Origin of the sequence: Bradyrhizobium sp. SEMIA (genome assembly GCF_014844175.1) — a bacterium.
Lineage (GTDB): Bacteria > Pseudomonadota > Alphaproteobacteria > Rhizobiales > Xanthobacteraceae > Bradyrhizobium > Bradyrhizobium arachidis.
This window is the reverse complement of the sequence record NZ_CP046601.1, coordinates 8,139,013-8,155,036: the sequence shown is the minus strand read 5'-3', so window position 1 is coordinate 8,155,036 and position 16,024 is coordinate 8,139,013. Positions and strand designations below refer to the sequence as shown.

Annotated in this window: 12 protein-coding genes and 3 pseudogenes; 5 read left to right on the top strand and 10 right to left on the bottom strand. The window is 65.0% G+C overall.

Annotation, left to right across the window (positions count from 1 at the left end; all coding sequences use genetic code 11):
• Positions 1-69: 69 nt before the first annotated feature.
• A complete protein-coding gene (locus tag FOM02_RS39120; RefSeq protein WP_027563446.1) occupies positions 70-339 on the top strand; it encodes a BolA family protein in 270 nt (89 codons plus the stop codon).
• A 163-nt stretch (positions 340-502) separates the two neighbouring features.
• On the opposite strand, the gene FOM02_RS39115 is transcribed toward FOM02_RS39120, so the two are convergent.
• The 3 genes and pseudogenes from FOM02_RS39115 to FOM02_RS39105 form a co-directional block, all read right to left on the bottom strand.
• Entirely contained in the window at positions 503-1,807 is a 1,305-nt protein-coding gene (locus FOM02_RS39115) for an HlyC/CorC family transporter (RefSeq protein WP_027563447.1), read from the bottom strand.
• Between the two features lie 29 nt (positions 1,808-1,836).
• Positions 1,837-2,984 (bottom strand): annotated as a pseudogene (aroB, locus tag FOM02_RS39110) (3-dehydroquinate synthase).
• Positions 2,981-3,603 (bottom strand): annotated as a pseudogene (locus FOM02_RS39105) (shikimate kinase). The pseudogenes aroB and FOM02_RS39105 overlap by 4 nt, the downstream one beginning before the upstream one ends.
• Before the next feature lie 162 nt (positions 3,604-3,765).
• Here FOM02_RS39105 and FOM02_RS39100 point away from each other — a divergent pair.
• The 4 genes and pseudogenes from FOM02_RS39100 to FOM02_RS39085 all read left to right on the top strand — a co-directional run bounded on the left by FOM02_RS39100 (position 3,766) and on the right by FOM02_RS39085 (position 8,122).
• Positions 3,766-3,912: a hypothetical protein gene (locus FOM02_RS39100; RefSeq protein ID WP_035730492.1), complete on the top strand. Its 147-nt coding sequence runs from the start codon at positions 3,766-3,768 to the stop codon at positions 3,910-3,912.
• 17 nt (positions 3,913-3,929) lie between these two features.
• Positions 3,930-4,916 carry a site-specific tyrosine recombinase XerD gene (gene xerD / locus FOM02_RS39095; protein ID WP_092218512.1) on the top strand — a complete coding sequence of 329 codons (987 nt, stop codon included), beginning with the start codon at positions 3,930-3,932 and terminating at the stop codon, positions 4,914-4,916.
• Positions 4,917-5,238: 322 nt separating this feature from the next.
• A pseudogene (locus FOM02_RS39090) lies at positions 5,239-6,200 on the top strand (acetyl-CoA carboxylase carboxyltransferase subunit alpha).
• 491 nt (positions 6,201-6,691) lie between these two features.
• Positions 6,692-8,122: a L,D-transpeptidase family protein gene (locus tag FOM02_RS39085; RefSeq protein ID WP_416207742.1), complete on the top strand. Its 1,431-nt coding sequence runs from the start codon at positions 6,692-6,694 to the stop codon at positions 8,120-8,122.
• A 293-nt stretch (positions 8,123-8,415) separates the two neighbouring features.
• Here FOM02_RS39085 and FOM02_RS39080 read toward each other — a convergent pair whose 3' ends face one another.
• From FOM02_RS39080 to FOM02_RS39050, 7 genes are all read right to left on the bottom strand, one after another.
• Positions 8,416-9,111: an ABC transporter ATP-binding protein gene (locus FOM02_RS39080; protein ID WP_027563453.1), complete on the bottom strand. Its 696-nt coding sequence runs from the start codon at positions 9,109-9,111 to the stop codon at positions 8,416-8,418.
• A complete protein-coding gene (locus tag FOM02_RS39075; protein WP_027563454.1) occupies positions 9,104-9,835 on the bottom strand; it encodes an ABC transporter ATP-binding protein in 732 nt (243 codons plus the stop codon). The genes FOM02_RS39080 and FOM02_RS39075 overlap by 8 nt, the downstream gene beginning before the upstream one ends.
• Positions 9,825-10,928 carry a branched-chain amino acid ABC transporter permease gene (locus tag FOM02_RS39070; protein WP_027563455.1) on the bottom strand — a complete coding sequence of 368 codons (1,104 nt, stop codon included), beginning with the start codon at positions 10,926-10,928 and terminating at the stop codon, positions 9,825-9,827. Before FOM02_RS39070 ends, FOM02_RS39075 begins: the two co-directional genes overlap by 11 nt.
• Before the next feature lie 6 nt (positions 10,929-10,934).
• Entirely contained in the window at positions 10,935-12,152 is a 1,218-nt protein-coding gene (locus FOM02_RS39065) for a substrate-binding protein (protein WP_027563456.1), read from the bottom strand.
• Between the two features lie 2 nt (positions 12,153-12,154).
• Complete coding sequence (locus FOM02_RS39060) at positions 12,155-13,012, bottom strand: branched-chain amino acid ABC transporter permease (RefSeq protein WP_027563457.1); 858 nt, start codon at positions 13,010-13,012, stop codon at positions 12,155-12,157.
• 36 nt (positions 13,013-13,048) lie between these two features.
• Entirely contained in the window at positions 13,049-14,563 is a 1,515-nt protein-coding gene (locus FOM02_RS39055; protein ID WP_027563458.1) for an amidase, read from the bottom strand.
• Between the two features lie 155 nt (positions 14,564-14,718).
• A complete protein-coding gene (locus tag FOM02_RS39050; RefSeq protein WP_027563459.1) occupies positions 14,719-15,903 on the bottom strand; it encodes a substrate-binding domain-containing protein in 1,185 nt (394 codons plus the stop codon).
• Positions 15,904-16,024: the final 121 nt, after the last annotated feature.

Sequence of the window (16,024 nt, the reverse complement as noted above, 5' to 3'; positions counted from 1 at the left end):
TCTTGACATTGCAATTAGCTGACCACCCCGGCAATTGACGGGGCGCTTGCGCACGCTTTAATGGCACTCATGGTTATGAAAGATACTATCAGCAACAAGTTGCAGGAAGCTTTCACGCCGGAAAGCCTGCAAGTCGTCGACGAGTCACATTTGCATGAGGGTCACGCCGGCCATCGGCCGAGCGGCGAGACGCACTTCCGGGTGTATATCGTATCTGAAGCCTTCAAAGGGAAGAGCCGGGTCGACCGCCACCGCATGATAAATTCGGCGCTGGCCGCGGAACTTTCCGGCAGCGTGCACGCGCTCGCGATACACGCGCAGGCGCCGGGGGAAGGCTGAGGTTCTTCACCCTCCCCGGAAGGCCTCGCACATAATCGAAAATGGTCGTCATGCCCGGGCTTGTCCCGGGCATCCACGTTCTTCGTTCGGTTATTAAGGCGTGGATGGCCGGGTCAAGCCCGGCCATGACGATGTGGAAGCTGCAGTGCTTACGACTGCCGCGTCAAAACGACGTCCCGGCCCGTCTCGGCTTTGCCTCTTCCAGCTCGGCCTCGCGCGGCACCGGTGAAATACGGAGCGCGGTGATGCGGTTGCGTTCGCGGCGGAGGACGCGGAAGCGGAAGCCGTGGAACGTAAAGCTCTGGCCGCGGTCGGGGATCGAGCGCGCCTCGTGAATGACGAGGCCGGCGACCGTGGTTGCCTCTTCGTCGGGCAGATGCCAGTCCATGGCGCGGTTGAGATCGCGGATCGGCACCGAACCGTCGACCACCACCGAGCCGTCAGGCTGGGCGCGCACGCCGGCGACGACGACGTCGTGCTCGTCCGAGATGTCGCCGACGATCTCTTCCAGAATGTCTTCCAGCGTCACGAGACCTTCAACCTCGCCATACTCGTCGACGACCAGCGCGAAATGGGTCTTGCGGCGGCGGAACGCCTTGAGCTGCTCGGACACGGGCCGCATCTCCGGCACGAACCAGGGCGGCAGCGCGATGGTGGAGACGTCGATGCGCGAGGTGTCGCCGTCGGAGGCGCGGATCGCGCGCAAGAGGTCCTTGGCGTGGAGCACGCCGATGATGTTCTCCGGCTTCTCGCGCCAGAGCGGGATGCGGGTGTATTCGGTCGCCAGCACCTCACGCACCAGCTCTTCCGGCGGCAGATCGGCGTTGATCATCATCATCTCGGTGCGATGGATCATGACGTCGGAGACCTGGAGCTCGCGCAGGTCCAGGAGGCCGCCGAGCATGTCGCGGTCCTGCTTCTCGACCTTGCCCTCGTGGTGCAGAAGGTCGACCGCGCCGCGCAGGCGCTCGGTCGGCGACAGGATGGCCTGGTGCTCGCCAGCGAGGCCGAAGAGGCGCATCAACACGCGCACGATGACTTCGACGATTCTGAGCAGCGGCCCCAGCACGTACATCGTCAGCCGCATCGGGCGCGCGACTGCGAGCGCCATGCGGTCGGGCGCGTTGATCGCGATGGTCTTCGGCAGCACTTCCGCAAAAATCACGACCAGCGCGGTCATCACGCCGGTGGCATAGAGCACGCCGACGTCGCCGAACCAGGCCGTAAAGATCGAGGTTGCGAGCGCGGAGGCGCTGATATTGGCGATGTTGTTGCCGAGCAGCAGCGCGCCGATCAGGCGCTCGCGCATGTCGAGCAGCTCAGAGACGACGTCGGCGTCGCGGTTACCCTGCTTGGAGAGCCTCAGCATGCTGGCGCGCGAGGCGCCGGTCAGCGCGGTCTCGCTCGCGGCGAAGAAGCCCGAGACGAGCAGGCAGATAATGACGATGGTGAAGCCGAGCCAGTCCATGCACCACTCAACAGAAGTTCAATCGCGCACTATGCCTTCTGCGCGAGCTTCTCTTTCAGGAAATCGCGCACCGGGGCCGGCTCGACATCCTTCGCGATCACCGCACGGCCTACGGCCTCGAGCAGGATGAAGGTGAGCTTGCCGCGCTTGACCTTCTTGTCCTGCGCCATCAGCGCCATCAGCGCGTCGGCGTCCGCGAGCCCTTCCTGCGCGAAACCCGCGATGTCCTGCAAGCGCGTCGGCAGGCCTGCCTCGATCAGGTGCCGCTCGACCCGTGCCGCCTCAGTCTCGCCGATCATGCCGAGCTTCGCCGAGAACTGCGCCGCCAGCGTCATGCCGATGGCGACGCCCTCGCCGTGGAACAGGCGATCGGAGAAGCCGGTCGCGGCTTCCAGCGCGTGACCGAAAGTGTGGCCGAGATTGAGCAGCGCACGCTCGCCGGTCTCGCGCTCGTCGCGCGAGACGACGCCGGCCTTGGCCCGGCAGGAGGTCGCGATCGCATGCTCGCGCGCGGAGCCGCCCTTGAAGATGTCGGAATGGTTCTTTTCCAGCCAGGAGAAGAAGGCCTCATCCCCGAGCACGCCGTATTTGGCGACCTCGGCATAACCGGCGCGGAACTGCCGCGGCGACAGCGTGTCGAGCACGGCGGTGTCGGCAATCACAAGCACCGGCTGGTGGAAGGCGCCGAGTAGGTTCTTGCCCTGCGGCGAATTGATGCCGGTCTTGCCGCCGACGCTGGAATCGACCTGCGCCAGGAGCGAGGTCGGCACCTGCACGAAATCGACGCCGCGGCGCAGGATCGCCGCGGCAAAGCCGGCGAGATCGCCGACCACGCCGCCGCCGAGCGCGATAACGAGATCGTTGCGCTCGATTTTTGCGGCGATCAGGGCTTCGCTGACCTTTTCCAGGCCCGCGTACGTTTTCGAGATCTCGCCTTCCTCGACCACGATGCGCGAGGTCGGGATGCCGCTCGCCGCGAGCGATGCTTCCGTCGCTCGAGCCAGTACTTTGCGACGGTGCGGTCGGTGACAACAGCCGTGCGCACGCCGGGGCGCAAGGCGGCGACGCGCTCGCCGAGCGAGGCCAGCACGCCGCGGCCGATGACGATGTCATAGGCACGGTCGCCGAGCGCGACGTCGACGTTCACAGGATCGGAATGCTGCAGGGGCGCGGTCATCGTACGGCACTCGCGACGTCGGCAGGTGGCGGGGCGGACTGCGCGCCGCAGAGATGGGCGTGCAGCGTCTCGATGGTCTCCTCGACGATCTTGTCGTGCGGCACGTCGCGCGAGGCGATGGTGAGGTCGGCATTGCCGTAAATCGGCTCGCGCTCGGTGAGCAGGCGCGTCACGGTTCCTTCCGGATCGGGCGTCTGGAGCAGCGGACGGTCGGCGCGGCGGCGGACGCGGCGCATGATGACGTCGTGGTCGGCCTTGAGCCAGATCGAGACCGCCTTGGCCGCGATGCGCTTGCGCGTCTCCTCGCGCATGAAGGCGCCGCCGCCGGTCGCGAGCACCAGCGGTCCGCCCTCGAGCAGCCGTGCGATCACGCGGGCCTCGCCGTCGCGGAAATGCGGCTCGCCATGGCGCTCGAAAATCTCAGGTATGGTCATGCCGGCCGCCGCCTCGATCTCGGTGTCGGCGTCGACGAAGGGCAGCTTGAGCCTGGCCGCCATGCGGCGGCCATGGTGGACTTGCCTACCCCCATCATGCCGACGAGCACGATCGAGCGCGCGCCGAGCGCCGACAGGATGTCGGCCTCGGGGGACGCGGGAATCGGCAGGACGGCGTCGGACATGAATTTCGCTCAGGATCTCGCTCAATCTGCCGCCAAAGACGGCATGGTTTGGCCACCTATACGACCCTGCAGGGGGCCTCGCCAGAGGACTCTTGCCACGAAACGGCGAACATGTTGGATGATTTCATTGGTTAATTCGCCACGCCTCGAGACCCTAGCCCGATGCCCAGCCTGTTCCGCTTCCTGACGGTCGTCGCCGTGCTTGCCGGCATCGTCTATGGCGTGGTGTTCGCGCTGGCGAACTTCGTCAGCCCCAAGTCGCGGGAAATGACGGTGACGATCCCGCCGGATAAGTTTCTCAAGAAATAGGAGCTAGCCTCACGGGCATGCGCGCCAAATCTTCTGCCAGCAAGCCCTCAGATGCCAAGCTCACCGGCCTGTTCCTCGACATGCTCGCGGCGGAACAGGGCGCCGGCCCCAATACGCTCGATGCCTACCGCCGCGACCTCACCGATTTCTCCGAGTTTTTGGGCCGGGTCGGCCACAGTTTCGCGGATGCGGAGACGCAAACGCTGCGCGACTATCTCGCCGACCTCGACACCCGCGGCTTCAAGTCCACCAGCGTCGCCCGGCGGCTGTCGGCGATGCGGCATCTCTATCGATTCCTGCTGAACGAGCGGATCCGGAGCGATGATCCCGCTGCGATCCTGTCCGGGCCCAAGCGCGGCCGCGGCCTGCCGAAGGTGCTGTCGATATCGGATGTCGACCGCATGCTCCGCCGCGCCAAGGAATTGAGCGAGTCGGCGGAGGCATCGCCCTCGAAACGGCTGCGCGCTTTAAGGCTCTATTGCCTGCTCGAGGTGCTCTATGCCACGGGCCTGCGCGTCTCCGAGCTGGTGGCGCTGCCGCGCACAGCGGCCAAGCGCGATGCCCGCATGATCGTGGTGCGCGGCAAGGGCAACAAGGAACGGCTGGTGCCGCTCAACGAGGCCTCGCGCCAGGCGATGGCGGATTATCTCGCGGCGACGGAGGCGGCCAAGGAAAACAACAAGGGCGAGAAGAAGAAAGACGGCCTCGCCGCCGCGAAATGGCTATTCCCCTCCTTCGGCGAGAGCGGGCATCTGACGCGCCAGCATTTTGCCCGCGACCTCAAGGAGCTCGCGGTCGCCTCAGGCTTGCAGGCCCGGCTGGTCTCCCCGCACGTGCTGCGCCATGCCTTCGCCAGCCACCTGCTCCACAACGGCGCCGATTTGCGTATCGTGCAGACGCTGCTCGGCCATACCGACATCTCGACCACGCAGATCTACACCCATGTGGTCGAGGAGCGGCTGAAGAGCCTGGTGCGCGATCTGCATCCGCTGGCGGAGAGGTGACTGTCGTCCCTGCGAAAGCAGGGACCCATACCGCGTGATCTATCTGTAACGGGCGGTGTTGGTACCGCGGGAAGATCAGTTCACTGCCAATCTTCGCCAAATTTCTCCCTGTGGTTATGGGTCCCCGCGTTCGCGGGGACGACAACGGAGGGAGCGAAACCGCCTTGACTTCGGCCACATCTCCGCAGAAAGAGCCGGGGCCTTTCGAGTGAACTGCCGCGCTTCCGACAGCGCACAGGTCAAGCCCTTGAAGAAGCTACACTTCTCTCATCGAGCCGAAATCCGCTTCGCCGCCTCGCCCGATCCTTCCTATATTGAGTTGATGCCAGACCAGATGCGCAGCTATCTCGACTTCGAAAAGCCCGTCGCCGAGCTCGACTCCAAGGTCGACGAGCTCCGGACGCTGGCGGCCTCCGGCACCGATATCGCCGAGGAGATCGGGCGGATCGAGGACAAGGCGGCGCAGGCGCTGGCCGACCTCTATCTGAACCTGACGCCGTGGCAGAAGACGCTGGTCGCGCGGCATCCGCAGCGGCCGCATTTCAACGACTTCATCAAGGGCCTGATCACCGAATTCACTCCGCTCGCCGGCGACCGCAAGTTCGGCGAGGACGAGGCGCTGGTCGCCGGCTTCGGCCGTTTCCGCGGCGAGCCGATCTGCGTCATGGGCCAGGAAAAGGGCGATTCCACCGACAGCCGCATCCGGCACAATTTCGGCATGGCGCGGCCCGAGGGCTATCGCAAATGCGTGCGGCTGATGGAGATGGCCGAGCGGTTCGGCCTGCCCGTGCTGTCGCTCGCCGATTCCGCCGGCGCTATCCCGGCATCGGCGCCGAAGAGCGGGGACAGGCCGAGGCGATCGCACGCTCGACCGATGCGTGCCTCGCGCTGACCGTGCCGAACGTCGCCATCATCACCGGCGAGGGCATGTCGGGCGGCGCCATCGCCATCACCACCGCCAACAAGGTGTTGATGCTGGAGCACGCGATCTACAGCGTGATCTCGCCGGAGGCCGCCTCCTCCATCCTCTGGCGTGACGGCACCAAGGCGCAGGAAGCCGCCAACAACATGAAGATCACCGCCCAGGACATGCTCCGCTTCGGGGTGATCGACCAGATCCTGAAGGAGCCGGTCGGCGGCGCCCATCGCGACGCCGCCGCCATGATCGCCACCACGGGCGAGGCCATCGCCAAGGCGTTCGACGAACTGCGCAGCATGGACGGCGATGCCATCCGCAAGCAGCGGCGGCAGAAATTCCTCGATATCGGCCGGAAACTGGGCTGATTCGGGTTAGATTCGGTGCCGTAGGGTGGGCAAAGCGAAGCGTGCCCCACCATTCCCCATCGTACGAACAGCTCGTGGGCACGGCGCTTCGCGCCTTTGCCCACCCTACGGGACCTCCCCAGCCGCCCCCGGTAACCCCGCGTTAACCCTTTTTTTGCCCAAATCGGCGATCTCTGTACCGTTTTGGCCGAAAGGCCCAAGTACGGCCCAAAGTTGCGTCCATTTAGTTTCTGTTGACCATGCCACTGGGCCAACGCCCTCGTGATCCCTGCTCGGGTTGCGACCACATGACCCAGAGGTTAGAATTTTAATCAATGGCTTCAGGGCATAAGCGCTGGAGCGTGGTCTGAACGAGCCCGTCACGGCGGGTCGGTTTCCGGTCAGGTCACGCGCCAAACGTAGTGGGGTTCGCGCTCTCTGCCCGGCACGGTGTGGGGTCCATCTTGATTTCTCGTTCGCTTGCTCGCGCGCTCTTGGCTTCGGTTGCGCTGATGACGGCTAGTGTCCTGCTGGCCGGCTGCGATACCGACCAGGTCTCGCTCGCGACCAATGCCAAGGCCAATCAGCCGGTGCCGCCAAAGCTTCTCGCCGCGATGGTCGAGAAGAACATGGATCTGCAATCGCCGATCCTGGTGCGCCTGTTCAAGCAGGAGGCCGAGCTCGAGGTCTGGAAGCAGACCCGCAACGGCCAGTTCGCGCTGCTCAAGACCTATCCGATCTGCCGCTGGTCGGGCGATCTCGGCCCCAAGGTGCGCGAAGGCGACCGCCAAGCGCCGGAAGGATTCTATTCGATCAATCCGAGCCAGATGAATCCGCAATCGGCGTACTACCTGTCGTTCAACACGGGTTACCCGAATGCGTTCGACAAGGCTTTGGGCCGCAGCGGCTCGCAGCTGATGGTGCATGGCGATTGCTCCTCGCGCGGCTGCTACGCGATGACCGACGAGCAGATCGCCGAGATCTATTCGCTCGGCCGCGAATCCTTCTTCGGCGGCCAGAAGGCGTTCCAGCTGCAGGCCTATCCGTTCAAGATGACGCCGGTGAACATGGCCAAGCACCGGAACAATCCGAACATGGCCTTCTGGAAGATGATCAAGGAAGGCTATGATCATTTCGAGGTGACGCGGCAGGAGCCGAAGGTCGATTTCTGCGAGAAGAGGTACGTGTTCGACGCGGCCAAGCCGGCCGACGCCAAGCGCGATCCGGTGTTCGACGCCTCGGCAAAATGCCCGGCCTATGTGATCCCCGAGGACATCGCCAGCGCTGTGCGCGAGAAGCAGCAGCAGGACGAGGCCGCCTACGCGAAACTCGTCGCCAAGGGCACGCCGGTGGCGCGCATGAACACCGGCATCGACGGCGGCATGAACAAGATCTTCGCCTCCAAGATTCCGGAGGGATCGACCGGCCTGTCCGAAAGCGCCGAAGGCTCGACCCTGGAAATGCTGGCGATGGCCAAGGCGCCGGGCACGATCCCCGGGCACGTCAATCCGCCCAAGCCCAATCTCGATGCCGTCGCCACCGCGCCCGCGAGCCAGGAGCCGGTCGTCGCCGTCAGCGCACCTGCGACCAACACCCGCGTTGCTGCAGCTCAGCCTGCCGAAAAGTCCCAGGAGAAATCCCAAGGCGGCTTCTTCTCGAATCTCGGCCGTAAGATGGGCCTCGGCACCGCCGACACCACGGCGACGACGACGCCTCCGCCGCAAGCCACCGCGTCCGCCGCTCCGGCTACCACGTCCACGACGCCGCCGACCGCAGCATCCCGGCTGAAGGCCGCAGTGACCCGTTTCGTGCCGGGCCACGACAAATCCAAGGACGCCGCGAAGGACGTGCCGAAGCCGGCGGTCGCCGCCGCCAAGCCCACTGAGGCTCCGAAGCCCGACACGCGCCTCGCCCAGACGCGCCCGACGCTGAAGCCGTCGTGAGCGATGGCGCGAGCGAGCAGATGGCCGGCGCAGCGCCCGTGGTGTCATCGAACTCATTCGACAGCCGCTTTGGGGCGGTGAAGTAAGGGCGCTCGTTCTTCCGGTCTTGGTCGACCGACGATCTCTCACCGTCACCCTGAGGCACTCGCGCAGCGAGCCTCGAAGGGCGACGGCCCGGCTGCGGCAGCGGGGGCCGCCCATCCTTCGAGCTCGCTCCGCTCGCACCTCAGGATGACGACGGGACCGGCAAGGTGCCGCGGCGAGATGCGGCTGCGGAACGGGCGACGCGTCCCCTACGGCGCCAGATACCGCATCAGCTCCGGATTGCTCCTCACCTCACCTGCCTCGCCTTGCAGGGCGACCCGTCCGCGGTCCAGCACGTACGCGTAGTCGGCAACGCGCAGCGCGAGGTCGAGGTGCTGTTCGACGATGATGACGGCGATGTCTTTCGCGAGCGCGATCAGGCGCTCGGTGATCTCCTCGATCACGCCGATCCAGACGCCTTCGGTCGGCTCGTCGAGCAGCAACAGCTTTGGATCACCCAACATCGCGCGGCCGATGGCGAGCATCTTGCGTTCGCCGCCGGAGAGCGTGCCGGCGGGCTGGTCGAGGCGCTGGCCGAGCTTGGGGAAGATGGTCAGCACGCGGTCGACCGCGCTGGCATCCTTCTTCGCGAGCGAGCCGACGGCGAGATTGTCGCGCACCGACAGGCGCGCGAACACCGAATGCTCCTGCGGCACATAGCCGATGCCGGCGCGCACGCGTTCCTGGGTCGCGCGACGGCTGATGTCGCGGCCGTCGAAAGCGACCTCGCCCTTCCATGCCGGCAGCTCGCCGACGATGGTCTTCATCAACGTGGTCTTGCCGGCGCCGTTGCGGCCGAGCACGGCGACGCCGCCGCGCCAGGGGATGCCGAGGGTGACGTCGAACAGGACCTGGCTGCGGCCGTAGCCGGCATCGAGATGCTTGATGTCCAAAAATTCAGGCACGGCGCAGATAGATCTCCTGGACGGATTGGTTGGCCTGGATCTCGGACACGGTGCCCGACGCCAGCACCTTGCCCTGGTCGAGCACGGTCAGCCGATCGCAGATGTCGCGGATGAAATCGAGATCGTGCTCGACGATGACGAGCGAGCAATGCCTCTTGATCGGCTGGAGCAGTTCGCCGGTCACACGGCGCTCCTCGAGGCTCATGCCGCCGGTCGGCTCGTCGAGCAGCAGCAGCTTTGGCTTGCCCGCGAGCGCCATCGCGATCTCCAGCCATTGCTGCTGGCCGTGCGACAGGGCCGCTGCCGCATCGAAAGCGCGGTTCGCAAGCCGAAACTGCGTCAGCATGGTCATGACCTGGTCGTGCAGCGCGCCGCGGGTGCGCGAGAACACGAGGTCGAACAGCGAGGACTGCGCCTGCAACGCGAGCAGAATGTTGTCGTAAAGGGTCAGCGAGGGCAGCACGCTGGTAATCTGGAATTTCAGGCTCATGCCAGCGCGGGCGCGCTCAGTCGGCGTGAACGCGGTGATGTCGGTGTTGACGAAGGAGACTTTTCCCTGGGTCGGCACCTCCGCGCCGGCGATGCACTTCATCAGCGTGCTCTTGCCGGAACCGTTCGGGCCGATCAGACCATGAAACTCGTTCTCCCCCACGGTGAGCGCGGCGCCGTCGAGCGCCGTGAGCTTGCCAAAGACCTTCTTGATGCCGGCAGCTTCAAGGAGCATTGCGCTTCTCCTTGGCGCGGGCCCTGGGTTTGGCACCAAAGCTGCCGACCCGCTCGCGCTCGCCGAGCACAAAGCTGATCAGACCGAGCGGCCGGAACAGGATCACCAGCAGCAACAACACGCCCAGAATGATCGGCCAGATGTCGCGATAATTGTCCGAGAGCCAGAAGCTGACGCCCTCGACGATGATAGTGCCGATGACGGCGCCGATCAGCGTGCCGGAGCCGCCGAACAGGACGTAGAGCACCACTTGCGTGGAGACGACGACGCCGACCATGTTAGGCCAGACAAAGCCCTCGTGGAAAGCATAGAGGCTGCCGGCGAGGCCTGCGATGGCGCCGCCGATCGCAAAGATGATGGCCTTCAGGTGCTGCGCCTTGTAGCCGAAGAAGGCAATGCGCTGCTCGTTCTCGCGCAGGCCAGCGAGCGCGAGGCCAAACTGCGAGCGCACCAGGAAGCGGCAGAACAGGTAGACGACGACGAGGATGCCGAGCACGAGATAATAGAACGCCGGTCCCTCCGTGAACTCGTAGCCACCGAGCGACATCGGCGCGATCGAGGGGATGCCGTTCTGGCCGCCGAGATAGTACCAGCCGCGCGCAAGGCGATCGGCGGCGTAGGAGCCGGTGAGCGTGCCCAGCGACACGAAGATCACGCTGGAGGGGTGCCTGCCCAGCAGCAGGAAGCCGCCGAGCAGCAGTGCGAAGGTGAGGCCGATCAACGTCCCCGCGGGCAGCACCAGGAAGATGTTGGTGATGTCGAGGTCGCGCGCCAGCAGCGCCACGCCATAGCCGGCCGAGCCGAAGAACAGGGCCTGGCCGAAGCTCATGATGCCGGCATAGCCCCAGACCAGATCGAACGACAGCGCGAACAGTGCAAGGATGATCACGCGCGTCGCGAACACCGTGAGGTAGTCCTGCAGCACCAGCGGCGCGATCAGCGCGGCGACGAGCACCACGCCCTCCACGATCGGCAGCACTTTTCGCCCCGATACGGCCTCAACCGCCGCTCCGCTGCTACCCATTGCGACGTCCATATACCCGCCGATCTCGGCGGGGATGGCCTGTTTCACTGCGCCCATCGACTTCGACATGCGATCTTAGCATTCCTTGGGATCGACCAGACCCTCGCTGCGCGCGACGATCTCGTAGTTCCCGCCCTTGGCGACCGCGGTGTACATCTTCATCTTGCAGTGCCGCTTGCCCGGCACCATTTCGGCCGGCCCCCCGGGGCCTTCGGCGATCTTGGCGTGATCGAGCGCGGCGGCGACCGACTCGCGGTCGATCTTGCCGGCTTCCTTCACCGCGGCTTCCCACAGCTTCAGGCCACGATAGGTGCCGGTCGCAGCGCTGCCGGCCGCGAACAGGAAGTTGCCCGGAAAATCCTTCTCATAGGCCGCCTGGATCTTGGCGTCGAACGGGTTCTCCTTGGTCAGCACCTTGAAATAGTCGAGACAGCTCGCGAGGCCCTCGATCTCGCTGGCCTGATTGATGTTGAGCGTGTTCTCGTCATAATAGACGCAGGCGAGGCGCCCGCCGTTCTTGAGGAAGCCGGCCTCATAGAGCTGCTTGAAGAAGGGGCCGACACCCGGCGGAATCACGGTGTTGAAGACGACATCGACCTTGTTGGAGATGATGCGGTTGACCGTCGCGGAGAAATCGACCTGGTCGAGCGGATAGTATTCCTCGAACACCACCTCGCCGCCGTTCGATTCAATCACCTTGCGGGCATAAACGTTCAGCGTGTGCGGCCAGACATAATTGGCGCTCGGCAGCGCGAATTTCTTGCCGCCGTTCTTGATCAGCCAGGGGATGAACTCGTCGCATTGCTGCGCCGGCGTCGGCCCGGTGCAGAACAGGTACGGGGTGCACTCCTTGCCCTCGTAGAGCTGCGGATAGATGTAGAGCGTCTTGCCGCGTGCCACGATCGGGTCCTTGATCGCGTTACGCATCGACGAGGTGATGCCCCCCAGCACCATGTCGACCTTGTCGCGCTGGATCAGCTTGCGGACGTTGCCGACGGCGACGGATTCGTTGGAGGCGGTGTCCTCGATGTAGAGCTCAAGCGGACGGCCGAGCAGGCCGCCGGCCGCGTTGATCTCCTTGATCACCATTTTCGCGACGTTGGCGTCGGCGTTGCCCGCATAGGCGATCGGGCCGGTGAGATCGGTCGCAATACCGACCTTGATCGGGGCTTCCGCGGCATTGGCCCAGGGCGCCGGGATCACCCAGCTCCCGACACCGGTTGCGACCGCACCGGTCGTAAAGGCGAGATTGGAGAGAAAGCGTCGGCGCGTAAGATTGCGATCTGCAAACATGACTAAACCCCTTTTCCAGCGATGAGGCCCTGTGGCCGGAATTTGATGAAGACAATGGCGAGAACGAAGACGAGGACGTCGGCGACGACGGGCGCCATGATCCATGGCAGCGCGGCGCTGAGCGTGCCGATGACACCGGCACCCGCAACCGGCCCGATGAAGGAGCCGACGCCGCCGACCATCACCGCGACAAAGCCCTGGATCAGGAAGCGCAGGCCGAGATCGGCATAGAGGCTGAACACCGGTACGATCAGCGCGCCGGCGAGGCCGGCGAGCGCGGAGCCGAAGGCAAACGTGGCGCCGTACATCAGCGGCGTGGAAATGCCGGAGGCCCGCGCCAGCGACGGATTTTCCAGCGTCGCGCGCATGCGCAAGCCAAAGCTGGTGCGCGACAGCAGGAGATAGCAGCCCGCCATCACCAGCAGCGTGATGACGATGATGGTGAAGCGCCAGGCCGAGATATGGATCGTGCCGAAATCGATCGAGCCGCCGATCGGCTCGGGGACGGTGAGGTAGAAGCCGCCGATCAGGCCGCGCACGGCCTCGCGGATGATCAGGCCGAGCGCGTAGGTGCCAAGCATCGCCACGATCGGCGCGGCGTAGAAGCGGCGGATGATCAGCGCCTCCAGCACGAAACCGAGCGCGCCGACCACAAAGGGCGCCGCGACCATGCCCGCCCAGATCGGCAGGCCCTTGGCATAGGCGAGATAGGTGATGTAGGCCCCGAGCAGGACGAACTCGCCCTGCGCGAAGTTGAAGATGCCCATCATGCTGGCGATGATCCCAAGCCCCAGCACGATCAGAACGATGATCGCGCCGAAGCTCAGGATTTCGAACGCCGCGACGAACGCGTTAGCCATGCCGTGCCGTTCCGTCCGCCAGTGTCAACGTCTTGCTCACATCTTCTTCCAGTCGCCGATCTGCTCGAAGGCATGGGCGGCGCGGTAGATGGTGGATTCCTCGAACATGCGGCCGACCAGCATCAACCCGACCGGCAGGCCGTCGACCATGCCGCAGGGCAGCGACATCGCGGGATGGTGGGTGATGTCGAACGGCGCGGTGTTGGAGATCATCTCCAGCGCGCGCGCGACGTAGTCCTCGCGGCTGGCATTGGGCTCCGGCAGCTTGGTCGCCTTCATCGGCGTGGTCGGCATCAGCAGCAGATCGTAGTCGCCGAACGCCTTGTCGTAGGCGGCGGTCAGCCGGCGGGAGATGTTGAGCGCCTTGCCGTAGAAGCGCGGGCCGAAATTGTTGTTGATGTAGGTGCCGAGCATCATGAACAGCTTCGTCGTCTCCGACAGCGAGTCCGCCTGCCGGCGCCAGCCGCGATGAAAATCCATCAGCGAGGTCGAATAGAGATCGCCGCGACTGAGGCCGTAGCCGTCGCCGAACATCATGGTCTGGGTCAGGCCCTCGGTGCCGATGGGGGTCCAGATCGCGCCGCCCAACAGATGCATCGGGATCGACACCGTCTCCACGCTGGCGCCAAGATCCTTGAAGCGTTTTGCCGCCTCGCGCACGCTTTCATTCACCGCGGCCTCTGCGACCGGCTGCTCGAAGCCTTCCTTGACGATGCCGATCTTCATGCCCTTGACGCCCTGGCCGAGTGCTTTGGTGTATTCCTCGACCTTCGGCGCCTTGATGCGGGGATCGTAGCCGTCGTCGCCGGCGAGCACTTCGAGGAGCAGCGCGTTGTCCGCGACTGTTGCGGTCATCGGGCCGGTATGATCGACATAGATCTCGATCGGCATGATCCCGGTATAGGGCACGAGACCCCAGGTCGGTTTCATGCCGTAGATGCCGCAGAACGAGGACGGCATGCGGATCGAACCGCCCTGGTCGCCGCCGATCGCCATGTCGACCTCGCCGAGCGCGACCACGACGCCCGAACCCGACGACGAGCCGCCGGCCGAGTAACCCATCTTGTGCGGATTATGCACCGGCCCGTAGGAGCCGGTGTGGCTGCCGCCAGACAGGCAGAAGTGCTCGCAATGCACCTTGCCCTTGATCTCGGCGCCGGCATCCAGCATGCGCGTGACGATGGTGGCGTCGAAATCGGGCACATAGCCCTCCAGCGTCGACGAGCCGTTGGTCATGGGAACGCCGGCCAGCATGATGTTGTCCTTCAGGGCAACGGTCTTGCCCTTGAGCTTGCCGCTGGCGGCACCCTTCACGGTCGACTTGCGATACCAGGCATTGCGAGGGTTCTCCTCGGCTGAGGGCCTGTATCCGGGCGTGCGCGGGTACTTCACCTCCGGCAATTCGTCGGGCATCGCGGCAACGAGATTGTAGGCCTCGATCGAGCCCTGCATCAGGCCGCGAAACGAGGCAACGTCGTCGTCGGTCAGCGAAAGGCCGCACTGCTCGGCGACGCTGCGAAGCTGGGCTGGCGTGGGAAGGACAACTGTCATGGCGCTCTCCTGAAGTTTCTTGCAACGAACGTTGGGGCGCGGTCGCCCCCGGCGCGACGCACGCACCACCGGCCTCGCCAAAACATTCAAAACGGAAATATTTTCCTTTTCAAGTATTATTTTGCCGGTGTGTGCCCCGCGGATTGTCGCGCGAGTCAGATCGGCTTGATCAGCTTGAAGTCGAGACCATCGGCCTCGGCGAGATGCATCGGCATCCGCACGTGCCCGTTGCGGACGGTGACCTGCCCGCGGGCGCCGCCGTAGACGATATTGCGGCCGGCTGCCAGCATCGGACCCATCGCCAATGAGCCGGCCTTGTTGGCGACCGCTTCGAGAAAGCGCAGGCCCTCGTACCCGGACTGCCCGACCGAACCGATCGGCGGCGCATTCGGCCCGAACATCGCGCGATAGCGGCTCTGGAAGTCGTCATTGGCGCGCGCGCCGGTGCCGGTGAAATAGCCCGAGGCGCAGAACATGTTCTCGCTGTTGTCGGCGCCGATGCCGAGCAGCACCGTCTCGTCCATGGCTCCCGCAAGCCGCAGCGTGGTGGCGCCCAGGCCGCATTCGCCGAAGGCGCGATTGAAGGTGCTGCTGTCGGTGCCGATCAGCGAGATCAGCACCACGTCAGGCCGCGCGGCGCGAATGCGCGCCAGATGCGGCTCGTGATTGTCCTCGCCGAGTGGAACGAACTCCTCGCCGACGACGTGGCCGCCGGTTTCCCTGATGTAGTTCTTCACCGCACGGTGCGATTGCCAGGGCCAGACATAATCGCTGCCGATCAGGTACCAGCGCTTTGCTTTCTTGACATCCGCCAGCCAGTGGATCGATGGCCGGCTCTGCCAGCGCGGCGTCTCGCCGATCGCCATCACGCCCGGCGTGCGCTCGCCGCCTTCATAGACCGGCGTGTAGATGTAGGGGATGCGATGCCGCGTGGTGATGTCGCGCAAGGCGACGCGGACCGCGCTGGTGTGCAAGCCCACGATGAGATCGATCTCGTCGAACGCGATCGCCTGCTCGGCCCGGTTCAGGACCTCGTCGAGCGGCCCGCCGGCGTCATAGATCGACAGCTCGAGCTCGCGGCCGAGAATGCCGCCGCGCTTGTTGATCTCGGCGACGGCGAGCTGCGCGCTGTTGGTCGCACAAGGCCCCCACACTCCGGGCGAGCCGGTGCAGCAGAGGAAGCCGCCGATGCGCAGCTTGTTGGCGCGGCGTCGCCTGAGAAACGCGTGATCGCTGGGCGACAACGCACCCTCGGCCGCCGATGACGACAGATTCCTGAACAGCAAGGACGGCGGCAACGCCGGGCCGCCGTGAGCCGGGAAGTTTACCGTCGCGCGCACGCCAACTCCTGTCTGGGACCAGACCTGAAAGCACGTTCTTCGGGCGGCCGCGGCTTCCGCCCTTTTGTTGGGCAATCATCCTATTTTGAAAATATTGAATATTCAACAATTGAAGTGCATA

What these genes read in the sequence shown, in the direction of transcription:
- FOM02_RS39120 (WP_027563446.1), top strand. Translation starts at nt 70, where the DNA reads ATGGTTATGAAAGATACTATCAGCAACAAGTTGCAGGAAGCTTTCACG.
- FOM02_RS39115 (WP_027563447.1), bottom strand. Translation starts at nt 1,807, where the DNA reads ATGGACTGGCTCGGCTTCACCATCGTCATTATCTGCCTGCTCGTCTCG.
- FOM02_RS39100 (WP_035730492.1), top strand. Translation starts at nt 3,766, where the DNA reads ATGCCCAGCCTGTTCCGCTTCCTGACGGTCGTCGCCGTGCTTGCCGGC.
- xerD (WP_092218512.1), top strand. Translation starts at nt 3,930, where the DNA reads ATGCGCGCCAAATCTTCTGCCAGCAAGCCCTCAGATGCCAAGCTCACC.
- FOM02_RS39085 (WP_416207742.1), top strand. Translation starts at nt 6,692, where the DNA reads ATGACGGCTAGTGTCCTGCTGGCCGGCTGCGATACCGACCAGGTCTCG.
- FOM02_RS39075 (WP_027563454.1), bottom strand. Translation starts at nt 9,835, where the DNA reads ATGCTCCTTGAAGCTGCCGGCATCAAGAAGGTCTTTGGCAAGCTCACG.
- FOM02_RS39070 (WP_027563455.1), bottom strand. Translation starts at nt 10,928, where the DNA reads ATGTCGAAGTCGATGGGCGCAGTGAAACAGGCCATCCCCGCCGAGATC.
- FOM02_RS39065 (WP_027563456.1), bottom strand. Translation starts at nt 12,152, where the DNA reads ATGTTTGCAGATCGCAATCTTACGCGCCGACGCTTTCTCTCCAATCTC.
- FOM02_RS39060 (WP_027563457.1), bottom strand. Translation starts at nt 13,012, where the DNA reads ATGGCTAACGCGTTCGTCGCGGCGTTCGAAATCCTGAGCTTCGGCGCG.
- FOM02_RS39055 (WP_027563458.1), bottom strand. Translation starts at nt 14,563, where the DNA reads ATGACAGTTGTCCTTCCCACGCCAGCCCAGCTTCGCAGCGTCGCCGAG.